Source organism: Kribbella amoyensis (assembly GCF_007828865.1).
Lineage (GTDB): Bacteria > Actinomycetota > Actinomycetes > Propionibacteriales > Kribbellaceae > Kribbella > Kribbella amoyensis.
Genome location: NZ_VIVK01000001.1, coordinates 6,278,259 through 6,291,989 on the forward strand (window position 1 = coordinate 6,278,259; position 13,731 = coordinate 6,291,989).

Here is a 13,731-nt window from a genome sequence, read left to right on the forward strand (position 1 = left end):
GTATCGTTCAGGCCCGGAGAACCGTCGAAAGGAGCCGCCGGTGGCCGCCAGCCTGAAGGACGTCGCCGAGCGCGCCGGGGTCTCGATCAAGACCGTGTCGAACGTGGTCAACGGCACCGGCCGGGTCGGCGCCGACACCCGGGCCCGGGTCGAGGACGTGATCGTCGAGCTCGGCTACCGGCCGAACGTGTCCGCGCGCAGCCTGCGGCACAGCCGGTCCGGGGTGATCGCGCTGGCCGTGCCGGAGATCGGCAACCCGTACTTCGCGGAGCTGGCCGAGCTGGTGGTGAAGGCGGCCGAGGCGTACGGCTGGACCGTGCTGGTGGACCAGACCGAGTCCGACCCGGACCGCGAACGGCTCGTCCTGCAAGGGATCCGGTCGCACCTGATCGACGGGCTGCTGTTCGTCCCGCGCCGGCTCACCGCCGAGGACTTCGCCGCCCGGACCGACACCACGCCGATGGTGCTGCTCGGTGAGCGGCTGACCAAGATCGCCGACCGGGTCGCGATCGACAGCTACGCGGCGGCCCGGGCGGCGACCGAGCACCTGATCGATCTCGGCCGGACCAGGATCGCCTCGATCGGTGCCGCCGAGAGCGCCGACGCGGTCACCCGCGGCCGCTTCGAGGGGTACCGCGACGCGCTGCTGGCGGCCGGGTTGCGGCCGTCCTCGCGACTGGTGATCCCGCGCAAACGCTGGCGGCACGAAGACGGCGCCGAAGCGGCCACCCGGCTGTTGTCGCTCAGCAAGCGGCCCGACGCGGTGTTCTGCTCGAACGACCTGCTGGCGCACGGAGCCCTGCGGGCGTTCCACGACCACGGGGTCGACGTCCCGGCGGAGATCGCGGTGGTCGGGATCGACGACATCGCGGAGAGCAGGTTCAGCCGGCCCAGCCTGTCGTCGATCGCACCGGACAAACGGCACATCGCCGAGACCGCGGTACGGCTGCTCGCCGACCGGCTGAAGGCCGACGACACCCCGGGACCACGGGAGTTCGTCACCGGCTTCCACCTCGAGGTACGCGAGAGTACGGCGGGTCAGCATGGCTGACGGGCCGCGCAACGTCATCGTCGTCATGACCGATCAGCACCGCGCGGACCTGACCGCTCGCGAGGGCTTCGCGGTCGACTGCACGCCGACCCTCGATCGGCTCGCGCGCAACGGCCGCTGGTTCGACCGTGCGTACACGACCACGCCGTTGTGCGTGCCCGCGCGGATCAGCTTGCTGACCGGCCGCTTCCCCAACAGCCACGGGGTTCGCGGGAACGCGGGCTACTCCGATCCGAGCCGCGGCGACGACCTGATCGACGTCCTCGGCGCCGCCGGATTCCGGACCGCGTTGGTGGGCAAGAACCACTCGCACCTCACCCCGGACCGGCTGGACCACTGGGTCGAGTACAGCCACTACGGCCGGCTCCCCCCGAGCGCGTCGGCGGACAAGGACGCGGAGTTCGACAACTGGTTACGCGATCATCCCGGGACCACCGCGACGGCCACGCCGTTCCCGGTCGAGCAGCAGCTTCCCGCGCGCTTGGTGAACGAGGCGATCGACTGGCTGGACTCGGCCGGACCGGACGACCGGTCGTTCCTGTGGTTGTCGATCCCCGAACCGCACGTCCCGTACCAACTCCCCGAACCGTACTTCTCCACGTACACTCCGCAGACCGTGCCCTCGGCGGCGACCACCTTCGACGAACTGGACCGGCGCGACTTCAGCTGGCGGTACGCGGGTCGGCTGGCGCAGCTCAGCGGTGAGGCAGAGCCGGACGTCCTGGCCAGGGCTCGGGCCAACTACGTCGGAATGCTGCGCCTGGTCGACGACCAGCTCGCCCGGCTCGTCACCCGGCTCGAGGAATCCGGCCGGCTCGCGGACACCCTGCTCGTCGTCCTGGCCGATCACGGCGACTTCGCCGGCGAGTACGGGCTGATGCGCAAGGGCCCAGGGCTGCCCGAGGTGCTGACCCGCATCCCGATGGTGTTCCACGGCGCCGGGGTCCGGGCCGACCGGGAGCCGAGTCCGGCGCACGTGTCGATCGCGGACGTGCTCCCGACGATCTGCGAGCTCGTCGGTCAGCCGGTACCGACCGGGGTCCAGGGCCGGAGCCTCGTCCCCGTCCTCACCGGGGCGAGCGACGGGACCGACTACGCGAGCGTGTACGCCGAGCAGGGCGAGGGCCCGCCGTACCGGGAGACCGACCTCGGTGAGCAGACCCCCGGCGTACGGCGGAGCGCGGACGGGCGACTCGTGATCGACACGGTCAACGAGGTGACCCAGGCCGGTCAGCGGCGGATGGTCCGCTCAGGTCGGTGGAAACTTCTGGCCGGGCCGGTCGGTGCGCCGCAGTTGTTCGACCTGTCCGCAGATCCGCTGGAACTCACGAACCTCACACCTCGTCCGGACGTGGCCGAGATCTTGCGGGACCTCCTCGCGAAGCTGGAGCGCTGGGACACCGGAGCCGATCCGGCTCACGACGGCCGCGGTACTCCCAACGACGCGACGATGCCGTCCGCGAGCCCGCCCTGCCAGCAGGCGTAGTCGTGCCCACCGCGGTACTCCTCGAAGGCGACCTGGTTGCCCGCAGCGGTCAGAACGTCCCGGAACCGTCGATTCGCCGCGGTCAGCTCGCCCTCTTCGCTGCCTGCTTCCAGGAAGAACGCGACCCGCGGTACACCCGGGTTCTCGTAGGCCGCCATCAGGCCGGCGCCGGACACACCACCGGCATCGTCACCCGGCCACCACAGCGCCGCCGACTGGCCGATCACCTTGGCGACCTGATCCGGCGCGATCGACGCGACGTGCGTTGCCGCGAGCCCGCCGAGACTCTGCCCGGCCAGGACTGTTCGCTCCGGGTCGTCGGTCACGCCCCGGTTCGACCGCAGGTACGGCAGCAGCTCGTCCAGGACGAAACCTGCGAACTGGTCGGGACGAGTCAGGCTGCGGACCCGGGTCGGACCACGATCCGCCGACCCGTGGATGGACTCGACCAGCACCGCCACGAACGGCGGTACGACCCTGTCGGCCACCAGATTGGCGAACGTGGTCGTGATACCGAGCTGGAGCCAGGACCCACCGTCGTACGACACCACCACCGGAAGATCGGCTGATCCGTCGCCGGTGTCGGGGGTCCAGACGTGGACGGCCGAGTCACCGAGTTCGACGCGGCTCAGGGTGCCCGGCCGGACGTCGGGTCGCTTCGCCACCCAGGGCTGGGGTGGCGCGGCCGGCAGTTCGAGGACGGACGCCGCTCCGGGATTGCCCCAGATCAGACCCGGTGGAACCGTCGCCGATGCGTCCGGATCGGGGACGCCCGCGGCCAGGATGCTCAGCCAGCGGTCCTCGTCCGGCTTCTCCGCGCCGAGCGGATCCTCGAGCGGGCAGAACTGGTACGCCGTCCGCAGATCGGCCGGCAGCTTCGCGGTCCACGTCCAGGTCCCGTCCCCACCGGCCGACATCAGGTACTCGGCCAGCTCACCGCTGTCCCGTGCTTCATCGGTGAGCGCGATCAACCGGACGAGCACGTCGCGGGCGGGTCGGGACGGATCCGGTTCCACCCAGCGCAGCGTGATCTCGTGGTCCGTGGCTTCCAGCGAGTCAGACATGCCTCGTCGTACCACGAAACAAGCGGTCTCATCCAGACAGCACGTCGCTCGGTGTCGCCGCGGGCCGATCGGCCGAGGAGCCGAGCTCCGCGTTGAGCAGCTGTGGGGTCCACACGGTCAGTGCGACCAGGCAGACCACCAGCAACACCGCTGCCACGAACGTGGTGGCGGCGAGGCCGAAGTGCTCGGCGAGAGCGCCGAGGCCCAGGGCGGCGACCGGCATGATGCCGATGGCAAGCTCCTGGACGCCGAGGGCCCGGCCGTGCAGGTGGGGTTCGGTGGTGATCAGCAGCAGCGTGGTCTGCAGGACGCCGAACGCCGCGCTCATCAGCCCGATCGCGCCCATCAGGACGAACGAGACGACCGGGTTCCGGGACACCGCGAACAGCGCCCACAGCGTCCCCCAGCCGGCGGTCCCCACGACGAACATCGCGCCCTTGTGACGGAAGTCCCCCATTCCGGCGATCACCAGCGAACCGATCAGGCCGCCGACGCCACCACAGGTCAGGAGCCAACCGAGCCCGGCGGCGTCCAGGCCGAGCGACTCCTGCGCGAAGACGGGCATGAAGGACTGGTAGATCGGCCACAGCAGCGTGTTCGCGGCCAGCGTCACCAGGAGTACCGCCGTGGCGAGGCGGTTCCGGACGATCGCCCGCAGGCCCGATACGACCGATTGGACGGCCGACGCACTGCGTTCGTGCGCCACCTGACCGAGACCGCGCAACGGCAACAGCAGCACCAGCGAGATCGCGTACCAGACCGTGGAGATCCACAGCGCCGCCGGCGCACCGAGTCCGCTGATCATCAGGCCACCGACCGCCGGGCCGACGACCTGGGTCATGTTCATCGCCATCGAGTTGAGCGCGTTGGCGTTGCTGAGGTTCCGCCGCCCGACCAGATCCAGGACCAGCGAGGCGCGCGCGGGCTGGGACGGCGACTGCGCCAGGCCGACCGCCAGGCCGCCGACCACCAGCGCCCAGTACGGCGGCCGGGTCAGTGACGTCAGCGCCGCGACGGCGCTCACCGCGACCAGTGCCCAAGCACACGCGATCGTCAGCAGCCGGACCCGGTTGTGCCGGTCCGCGAAGGCCCCCGCGAACGGCCCGAGCAGCATCGGCGCGAGCCGGGCCGCGGTGTACACGGCGACGAGCAGTTCCGATCGAGTGGTCTCGTACACGAGCCACCCAAGGACCAGCGTCTGCGTCCACACACCGCCGAAGAAAAACAGGTTGGAGAACCACAGCAGCCGAAACGGCCGGTTCCCGTGCAGCGAGGCCAGTGCACGCCGCACCATCACGGTTGCTGCCATTCAGACGCGCAACTCGCCGTCGCGGACCACGACCTTGCCGCCGGCAACTACCAGCTCACGGCGCGGCGCCCGGACCAGCGCGTCCTGGACGTTCTCTGCGTCGAGCAGGACGACATCGGCGCGCGAACCGGGCGCCACCCCGTGCTGCTCCCGATGCACGAACCGCGCGCCCTCGGTCGTCGCCAGCTCGATCGCGTACGCCAGCTCGTCGTCGGTCCGCAGCCCGTGCAGCCGGGCGAACCCGAGCGCGACCCGGAGCAGATCGCCGTCACCGTACGGCGACCACAGATCGCGGATCCCGTCGGTGCCCAGCCCGATGGCGACACCTCGGTCACGCATGGCGCGCCAGGGCAACGGCGCCGACCGGACCGGCGCGACGGTCGCCCAGGAGATCCCCGCCTCGCCGAGCTGGTCCACGAGCCGCGCCTGACGATCGGTGGACAGCTCACCGAGCGCGAACCCGTGCGAGACCGTGACCTTGCCGGCGAGGCCCGCGCGGAGGGTGCGCTCGATGATCAGCTCGTACTGGAAGGCGCCGAGCTCACCGCCGTCGTGGAGGTGGATGTCGAGACCCACATCGCGTCGCTCGGCGATCTCGAAGAGCGCGTCGAGCTGGGCCACCGGGTCCCGGTCGATCGATGCCGGGTCGAGTCCGCCGATACTCGTCGCGCCCTCCGCGGCTGCCCGGTCCAGCAGATCCAGGACGCCGGGCCGACGCATCACCCCGTCCTGCGGGAACGCGACGATCTCCACGTCCACCGCGTTGCCGAGCGACTCGGCGGCCGCGAGCACGTTCTCGATCCCGCGCAGCCCGACCCCCAGGTCCACGTCCACGTGGGTCCGCGTCGCCGTGGTGCCGTGCCGGAGGAACTCCCGCAGCACCGCCTTCGCCCCGTCCACGCTGGGGATGCCGTACTTGTCCCGCTCCGCGCGCTCGTGCGCGATCCGGCCCTGCGTCGTCGCCTCACCGCCGTACGGCACCCACGGCCGGCCCCACCAGCTCTTGTCCACGTGCGCGTGCGCGTTGACGAACCCGGGCAGCGCCAGCAGCCCGCGACCGTCGATCCGCTCCCCCGTCGTGGTCGCGGTCCCGGCCGGTACGACGTCCACGATCCGGCCGTCCGCGATCACCACGTCGACCGGCGGCCCGCCCCACGGGCGCACGTTGGCAAGCAGCAAGGAAGTCATGACCAGAATGGTATACCAAACTGACCAGCCTGCCGGCAGAAGGCGTTCGATCTGTCCGTCCGCGGAGATCTGCGCGGTATACCGGAGCTACGGCCGCACCCGAGTCATCAGGTGCTGGGAAGCCTTCAGGTGTTCGCCGACCAGCCGGTCGATCGCCGTGACGTCCCGGTTCGCAATCGCGGTGTACAGGCCCTCGTGCTGCTCCGCGACCGCGAGCAGGTCGTCGTGCTGCGCCATCAACCACCGCAGCCGGCTCCGCACCGGCCGCTCGATCTCGGTGAGCAACTCGTTCGACGCCAACTCGGTGACCACCTCGTGGAAATCGGCCCCCGCCCGCCGCGCCCGGACCGCGTCGTTCGCCCGGGCCGCCGCGAACTCCTCGTCGAGCATGGCCCGCAGTCGCTCCAGTCCTTCGCGCGTCCGCCGCTCGGCCGCGAGCCGGAACGTCAACGGCTCGAACGCCGCCCGCACCTCGTTGAGATCGGCCACATCCGAATCGGTGAACTCCCGCACCACCGCCCAGGACCGCGGTCGCGGCGTCACCAGCCCCTCCGCGACCAACGCCTTCAATGCGTCCCGGACCGGCACCCGGCTCACCCCGAGCTCCTCGGCCAGGTCCCGCTCCACCAAGCGGTCCCCCGGCGCCCGCACTCCGTCGAGGATGTCGTCGCGCAACCGCCGCGTCACCCGCTCCGACTCGGACTCGAAGCCTTCGCCCTGACTCACCGCCCCAGTATGCAAGACGCGCCGCCGGGTCTCCCTTGATCGACTGGGTCGCGGGATCAACCCGTGCACCGGCGACCCCGCACTCGGGTTTGGTCAGCCCTGGCCCAACGCACCAGGCAGCGGTGCCGCGTGGACGATCTGCAGGTGGCTGACCGCGCGGGTGAGGACGACGTACAGCCGTTGCAGGCCGCGGGGTTCGGCGGCCACGATGTTCGCCGGTTCGGCCACCACGACCGCGTCGAACTCCAGCCCCTTCGCGAGGCTTGCCGGGACGCAGACCAGCCGGGCCGTGTCCATCGCGTCCTCGGCCGCACCGAGCAACGCGGGCTCGAGGCCGGCTGTCGCGAGCGCCTCCTGCAACGCGGGGACCTGGTCGTCGGCGGCGATCATCGCGACCGTCCCCTCACCGGCCAGCGCGGCCTTGCACGCATCGACGAGCGCGGCCGGGACCGAGTGCTCGTCGGTCCGGACCACGGCCAGCGCGTCGGCGACCGTCCGGACTCCCCGCGGTACGCCCAGCGTCGGCGCGATCTGCGGCAACAGCTTCGCCGCGAACTCGATGATCTGGTCCGGCACCCGGAAGCCCCGGTCCAGCTCGGCCACGACGCCGTCGGACTTCGCGAGGTGACCGAGAACCAGGTCCCACGACCCGGCGGCCCACGGCGTGGTGGCCTGGGCCAGGTCGCCGAGAACCGTGGCCGAACCGGTCCGGCAGCGCCGGCCGAGAGCGCGCAGCTGCATCGCCGACAGGTCCTGCGCCTCGTCCAGGACCAGGTGGCCGAGCGATCCGCTCTGGCGCTCGATCAGGTCGTCGAGTTCGTCGAGCAGCACCGTGTCGGCGTCCGACCACTGCGCCGACTTCCACGAGCGCGGCGCCTTCGGCCAGAGCAGGGCAGCCCGCTCGTCCTCGGTGAGGTCGTCGCCGGCCGACTGCGCGAGGAAGTCGGCGTCGGAGAACAACCGGTACAGGATCTGCTCGGGCGCGACCCGGGGCCAGACCGCGTCGACGAGAGCCTTCACCGGCTTCGACCGGGCGACGGCGTTCTGGACCCGGTCGTCCGGTGACTCGCCGCGCCGCTCCATCTGGACCAGGACGGCGTGCGCGATCCGCTGCGCGAGCGCGTTCCGGCCCGGGGCGTACCGGGTCGACTCCCGCAGCGCGGTCACGATGTCCAGGACCTCGTCGTCGTGGACGCGGTACCGCCGGGATCCCTTGCTGTAAAGGATTCCCTCGGTCGGCTGCCCGACGAAGGACCAGAGCGCGCGATGGAGGACGCGTTCCATCCGGGCGTCGCCCTTGACCCGGGCGGCCTCCGCGTCGTCCGCGGCCGCGGCCGGTTGTGGGATCAGCTCGTCGATGGTGATCTGGCGGACGTCGACCTCGCCGAGCGCCGGCAGCACCTTGCGGATGTAGGAGAGGAACGAGCGGTTCGGCCCGACGATCACGACGCCGCCCCGGCTCAGCCGCTCCCGCTCGGTGTACAGCAGGTACGCGACCCGGTGCAGGCCGACGGCGGTCTTCCCGGTACCGGGTGCGCCCTGCACGCAGACGGTCGGGTGCAGCGGCGCCCGGACCAGGTCGTCCTGCTCCGGCTGGATGGTGGCCACGATGTCGCGCATCGGCCCGGTCCGGGGACGCTCGATCTCGGCCCGCAGGAACGCGTCCGCCTGGTCCTCGGACCCGGCGCCGATCAGCGGCTCGTCCTCGAAGCCGGTCAGCTCGGCCGCGTCCGAGAAGCCGTACCGCCGCCGGAGCAGGACGCGCTGCCGGTCGGTACGGGTCGCCCGGTAGAACGGCACCGAGACGGGCGCCCGCCAGTCGATGACGAGCGGGACGCCGTTGCCGTCGTGCACGTGCCGGCGGCCGATGTGGATCCGGTCGAGGTCCTCGATCGTGCCGGTCTCGTAGTCCAGCAGGCCGAAGAACAACGGCACGTCCGGCAGGTCGAGCAGGGCCTGGGTGCGCTGCTCGTACGCGCGGGCGTTGGCCTCGTTGGTGAAGCGCTCGTCGTTGTCCTCACCGCCGATCACCGGGATCTCGCGACCCTCGACGTCGCGGTACATCCGGGCCAGCGCGGCCCGGGCTTCGGTGAGAAAGCCGCGTTCGGCCTGGAGTTCGGGGGAAGGGGCAGGTGTGGTTTCGACCATCGGAAGGAGCCTCGACTCGGTGGTGGGGGGAACGACGGACGGCGGCGACCGACAAGGGTCCCGCCCCGAAGAGTTCCTCCGGTTCGATTCGATCCTTCACGCAAGTGCAGGGAAGCCACCCGAAAGACAGACCGAGGACGCTACCAGCCCGTCCGGCGGCCCCGCCACCGATTAAATCTCGGCACTAGGCCGGGTCGACGCCCTCCTCCAGGCGACGCCGGAGCAGCTGGTGGAGCGGGATCGACTCGCCGTCGCGCGCACCCTGGCCGACCACCAGCGGCGGGTCGGACGGCCGCGGCTGGACCCCGAGCAGCCGGGCCTTCAGGTTCGGCTGCACGCCGAGCACATAGAAGTTGCCCTCGGCATCCACACCGACGGACCGGTTCCGGCGCAGGTACCACCCGGTCAGGCCGGTCCGGTAGCTCGTCCCGGACCCGACCACGTGCGCGCGCAGCGGCACCGGGGCGTATCCCTTCGCCTTCATCTGCGCGACGAACTCGGTCAACAGGGCCCGTGCCCGCGCGGTCTCGGACGCCCGGCGGCGTTCGAGCGCCTCGGCCTGCGCGGCCGCCGCCTCCCGCCGCTGCTCCCGCCAGTTCGCCTGACTGTCCACCCCGCCAGCCTAGTGCCCCGTGCTTCAATGCTGGTGTGGGCACGGTTCGGGGTCCGGACGGGGCGGGGCGTGGGGGGTGACTCCCGAGCGCACCGGTCCCCGTAGTACTGCCCGGACGGTTCTGATCGTGGGGGCGCTCGGGGTTGTCTTCGGTGACATCGGGACGAGTCCGATCTACACCGTGCAGACCGTGTTCGATCCGGGTGACCCGCATCCGGTGCCGGTCTCGGCGGACAGTGTCTACGGGATCATCTCGCTGATCTTCTGGGCGGTGACGATGATCGTCACGATCAAGTACGTGCTGCTGATCCTGCGGGCCGACAACCACGGCGAGGGCGGCATCCTCGCGCTGATCACCTTGATCCGCGGCCGGGCGGTCCAGGGCGGCCGCCGGACCAAGGCGGTGCTGGCCGCGCTCGGGATCTTCGGCGCCTCGTTGTTCTTCGGCGACAGCATGATCACCCCGGCGATCTCGGTCCTGTCCGCGGTCGAGGGGCTCAAGGTGGTCCAGCCCGACCTCGCCGACTACGTGGTCCCGATCACCGCGACGATCATCATCGTGCTCTTCGGTGTCCAGCGGTTCGGCACCGGGCGGATCGGCCGGTCGTTCGGCCCGGTGATGGTGCTGTGGTTCCTCGCGATCGCGACGTGTGGCGTGGCCGGGATCGCGCGCCACCCCGGCATCCTCCGGGCTCTGTCCCCCACGTACGCCCTCGACTTCCTGACCGACCACTTCGGGCTCGCGTTCTTCGCGCTGGCCGCCGTCGTGCTGGCGATCACCGGTGCCGAGGCCCTCTACGCCGACCTCGGTCACTTCGGCCGGCCGGCGATCACCCGGGCCTGGCTGCTGCTCGTCTTCCCGGCCTGCATCCTCAGCTACCTCGGCCAGGGGGCGCTCGTCCTGCGCGATCAGGGTTCGGTCAGCAGCCCGTTCTTCCTGCTCGTCCCGGCGTGGGGGCGGTTGCCGATGGTGCTGCTCGCGACCGCGGCGACCGTGATCGCGTCCCAGGCCGTCATCACCGGGGCGTTCTCGGTCGCGCACCAGGCCGTCCAGCTCGGGTACCTGCCCCGGTTGCGCGTCCAGCACACGTCCCGGGAGCGGGTCGGCCAGATCTACGTCCCGTGGGTCAACTGGGCGCTGATGGTCTCGGTCCTGACGCTGGTGTTCGCGTTCCGCAGCAGTACCCGGCTCGCGTTCGCCTTCGGGATGGCGGTCACCGGCACGATCCTCATCACCACGCTGCTGTACTTCTACATCGTCCGCCGCCACTGGGGGAAGCCGCTCTGGGTGGTGATCCCAGGGGCCGCCGTCTTCCTGACCATCGAGCTGCTCTTCTTCGCCGCGAACCTGACCAAGTTCGCCCACGGCGGCTGGCTCCCGCTGCTCGTCGGGATCACCGTGTTCACCGTCCTCACCACCTGGCAACGCGGCCGCGCACTGGTGACCAAGCGCCGTGAGAACGAGGAGGGATCGCTGCGCGTCTTCGTCGACCATCTCCACGATCCCGAGCGCCGGTTGCAGCGGGTCCCGGGGACGGCGGTGTTCCTCAACCGGAGCAAGTCGACCGTACCGCTGGCGCTGCGGGCCAACGTCGAGCACAACCACGTCCTGCACGAGAAGGTGGTGATCCTGACCCTGGAGACGCTGCCGGTCCCGCGGCTCCCCGAAGGCCGGCGCGTCGAGGTCGACGAGCTCGGCTACGCCGACGACGGGATCGTCATGGTCACCGCCCGGTTCGGCTACACCCAGCGGACCAACGTCCCCGCTGTTCTGCGTCTCGCGGCCGAGCAGAGCCCCGAGTTGTCGGCGCTCGACCTCGACCTCGAGAACACCTCGTACTTCCTGTCCACGATCGAGCTCACCGTCGGCGACGACCCGGGGATGCCCCGCTGGCGGAAGCGGCTCTTCGTGGCCACCTCGCACCTGAGCGCCGACGCGGCCACCCACTTCGGCCTGCCGCGTGACCGGGTCGTCATCGTCGGCTCCCGCATCGACGTCTGACGGCTACTGCTCCTCGTGGACCACCGCTACGCCGTGCGCGGGAACGCTGACCAGGCCGGCGCAGTTCGTTGCGCTGAGCAACTCCTTGCCGGTGGCCCCGACCTTGACCTCCTCGGTGCCGTGGTTCAGCAGGAAGAGGAACGAGCTACCGTCCTCGGCCTGCCGCCGCAGCGCCTCCACCCCGGCCGGGAGATCGCGAACCACCGGCGCCACGTCCGTCTCGGCCAGGACGGCGTCGACGATGCGCTGCGTCCCGTCCTCGTCGAGCCGGGTCCCGACGTACCACGCGGCGCCGTCACCGGTCACGTTGCGCGTGACGGCCGGCCCGCCCGCGACCGGACCCGAGGACCAGGTGCGGACCGCGGTCGCGCCGCGAAGGTGGGTCTTCTCGCTCCACAGATCACCGGCACCGCCGTCGTCGAGGGACTGCACCTCGCCCTCGCCGAGCGGGCAGAACTCCTCGGTCGTCACCCCGAGCAGGTCCCGGAAGGCACCCGGGTACCCACCCGGCCGGACGTGGTCGTGCTCGTCCACGATCCCGCTGAAGTAGCTCACCAGCACCGTCGCCCCGGCCTGCGCCGCCGCCGTGATCCGGGCCGCGGCCTCGTCGGTCACCAGGTAGAGCGCGGGCACCACGACCACGTCGTACCCCGTGAGGTCGGTGCTTGGGGCAACCACATCGACGCTGACGTTGCGGCGCCAGAACGGCCGGTACCAGCGCAGCGCCTCGGCCGTGTAGTCCAGCTCGGTCGGGTGCGAGTCCAGCTCGATCCCCCACCAGGCCTGGTAGTCGAACAGCAGCGCGACCTTCGACTCGACCACGCTGCCACGGACCGGCGCGAGCTCGCGCAGGACCCGGCCCAGCTCGACCGTGTTCCGCCAGACGTCGGTGTCGGTCCCGGCATGCGGGAGCATCCCCGAGTGGTACTTCTCGGCACCGGCGAGCGACTGGCGCCACTGGAAGAACATCACCGCGTCCGCACCCCGGCCGACGTGGGAGAGCGAGTTGCGCAGCATCTCCCCCGGTCCCTTCGCCCTGTTCCGCGGCTGCCAGTTGACCGCGGAGGTGGAGTGCTCCATCAGCATCCAGGGCGCGCCACCGGCCACCCCGCGGCTGAGGTCGGCGCTGAACGCCAGCTCGATCTGCGCCTCCGGATCCGCGGCGATCAGGTAGTGGTCGTTCGCGACCACGTCCAGATCGGCGGACCAGGAGAAGTAGTCCATCGCCTTGGTCCGGCTGTTCATCATCAGGTTCGTCGTCGTCGGGATCCGCGGGCACAATTCGCGCAGGACGTCCCGCAGCGCGCGGTAGTGCCGGAGCAGCTCGTCGGACGAGAACCGCGCGAAGTCGAGCTGCTGCGTCGGGTTCACGTACGTCGGCGCCTGCCGTGGCGGCAGCACCTCGTCGAAGGCGTCGTACCGTTGCGACCAGAAGGCGGTCCCCCAGGCACGGTTGAGCTTCTCGATCGTCCCGTACCGGCGCTCCAGCCAGCCCCGGAACGCGGCCGCCGCCGAATCGGAGTAGTCCAGCGGGACGTGACAGCCCAGCTCGTTGTCCACGTGCCACAGCGCGACCGCGGGGTGCTCGCCGTACCGCTCGGCCATCATCCGGGTCATCCGGACCGCGTACTCGCGGAACAACGGTGACGAGGTCGCGTACGCCTGCCGGCCGCCCTGGCCGAGAACGGTGCCGTCGGCAAGCATCGGGAGGATCTCGGGGTACCGCCGGGTCAGCCAGGGCGGCGGTGAGGCGGTCGCCGTGGCCAGCGCGACCCGGATCCCGCCGGCGTGCAGCTGGTCCAGGATGTCGTCCAGCCAGCCGAAGTCGTACTCGCCCTCGCGCGGCTCCAGCTGGGCCCAGGAGAAGATGCCGACGCTGACCAGGTTCACCCCGGCCTGCCGCATCAGCTCGACGTCCTCCGGCCACACCTCCCGCGGCCACTGCTCGGGGTTGTAGTCGCCGCCGTAGGCGAGTCCGGTCAGCTCGAGCGGCCAGGGCCGGCCCGTCGTGGTCATCGCGCGGTACTCCATCGCTGGATCAGTCGAGTGAACGGTCACCGATACGGTAGTTTCCGCCGCCGAGGCCCGTCAACGCGGTGTCCGCCGCGTGGCCGGATCCGGTCATTCCCGGCCGGAATCCGGCG

The 13,731-nt window shown here is 71.0% G+C and carries 10 protein-coding genes; 3 read left to right on the plus strand and 7 right to left on the minus strand.

Going from position 1 to position 13,731, the window contains the following annotated elements; translation table 11 throughout:
* Positions 1-40 precede the first annotated feature (40 nt).
* Both FB561_RS29215 and FB561_RS29220 read left to right on the plus strand, forming a co-directional pair.
* Positions 41-1,051 (plus strand): LacI family DNA-binding transcriptional regulator, encoded by a 1,011-nt coding sequence (locus FB561_RS29215; protein WP_145812277.1) that lies wholly within the window; start codon positions 41-43, stop codon positions 1,049-1,051.
* Positions 1,044-2,537 (plus strand): sulfatase family protein, encoded by a 1,494-nt coding sequence (locus FB561_RS29220; protein ID WP_145812280.1) that lies wholly within the window; start codon positions 1,044-1,046, stop codon positions 2,535-2,537. The genes FB561_RS29215 and FB561_RS29220 overlap by 8 nt, the downstream gene beginning before the upstream one ends.
* On the opposite strand, the gene FB561_RS29225 is transcribed toward FB561_RS29220, so the two are convergent.
* From FB561_RS29225 to FB561_RS29250, 6 genes are all read right to left on the minus strand, one after another.
* Positions 2,468-3,601: an alpha/beta hydrolase-fold protein gene (locus FB561_RS29225; RefSeq protein WP_145812283.1), complete on the minus strand. Its 1,134-nt coding sequence runs from the start codon at positions 3,599-3,601 to the stop codon at positions 2,468-2,470. The two genes, FB561_RS29220 and FB561_RS29225, sit on opposite strands and share 70 nt — an antisense overlap.
* A 28-nt stretch (positions 3,602-3,629) precedes the next feature.
* Positions 3,630-4,910 (minus strand): MFS transporter, encoded by a 1,281-nt coding sequence (locus tag FB561_RS29230; RefSeq protein WP_145812286.1) that lies wholly within the window; start codon positions 4,908-4,910, stop codon positions 3,630-3,632.
* Positions 4,911-6,098 (minus strand): amidohydrolase, encoded by a 1,188-nt coding sequence (locus FB561_RS29235; RefSeq protein WP_145812288.1) that lies wholly within the window; start codon positions 6,096-6,098, stop codon positions 4,911-4,913. It abuts the gene before it with no gap.
* An 87-nt stretch (positions 6,099-6,185) separates the two neighbouring features.
* Positions 6,186-6,824 carry a GntR family transcriptional regulator gene (locus tag FB561_RS29240; protein WP_145812290.1) on the minus strand — a complete coding sequence of 213 codons (639 nt, stop codon included), beginning with the start codon at positions 6,822-6,824 and terminating at the stop codon, positions 6,186-6,188.
* A 93-nt stretch (positions 6,825-6,917) separates the two neighbouring features.
* Positions 6,918-8,972, minus strand: coding sequence for a HelD family protein (locus tag FB561_RS29245; protein ID WP_145812292.1), 2,055 nt, complete (start codon positions 8,970-8,972; stop codon positions 6,918-6,920).
* A 184-nt stretch (positions 8,973-9,156) separates the two neighbouring features.
* Entirely contained in the window at positions 9,157-9,585 is a 429-nt protein-coding gene (locus FB561_RS29250) for a hypothetical protein (RefSeq protein ID WP_145812295.1), read from the minus strand.
* Positions 9,586-9,712: 127 nt separating this feature from the next.
* On the opposite strand from FB561_RS29250, the gene FB561_RS29255 reads away from it, so the two are divergent.
* Complete coding sequence (locus FB561_RS29255) at positions 9,713-11,587, plus strand: potassium transporter Kup (RefSeq protein WP_238335115.1); 1,875 nt, start codon at positions 9,713-9,715, stop codon at positions 11,585-11,587.
* Between the two features lie 3 nt (positions 11,588-11,590).
* On the opposite strand, the gene FB561_RS29260 is transcribed toward FB561_RS29255, so the two are convergent.
* Positions 11,591-13,603, minus strand: a complete 2,013-nt coding sequence (locus FB561_RS29260) for a beta-galactosidase (protein ID WP_145812297.1) — start codon at positions 13,601-13,603, stop codon at positions 11,591-11,593.
* Between the last annotated feature and the right edge of the window lie 128 nt (positions 13,604-13,731).

Excerpts from the sequence above, each read along its gene's own strand:
- FB561_RS29260 (WP_145812297.1), bottom strand. The coding sequence starts at position 13,603 with ATGACCACGACGGGCCGGCCCTGGCCGCTCGAGCTGACCGGACTCGCC.
- FB561_RS29245 (WP_145812292.1), bottom strand. The coding sequence starts at position 8,972 with ATGGTCGAAACCACACCTGCCCCTTCCCCCGAACTCCAGGCCGAACGC.
- FB561_RS29230 (WP_145812286.1), bottom strand. The coding sequence starts at position 4,910 with ATGGCAGCAACCGTGATGGTGCGGCGTGCACTGGCCTCGCTGCACGGG.
- FB561_RS29220 (WP_145812280.1), top strand. The coding sequence starts at position 1,044 with ATGGCTGACGGGCCGCGCAACGTCATCGTCGTCATGACCGATCAGCAC.
- FB561_RS29225 (WP_145812283.1), bottom strand. The coding sequence starts at position 3,601 with ATGTCTGACTCGCTGGAAGCCACGGACCACGAGATCACGCTGCGCTGG.
- FB561_RS29235 (WP_145812288.1), bottom strand. The coding sequence starts at position 6,098 with ATGACTTCCTTGCTGCTTGCCAACGTGCGCCCGTGGGGCGGGCCGCCG.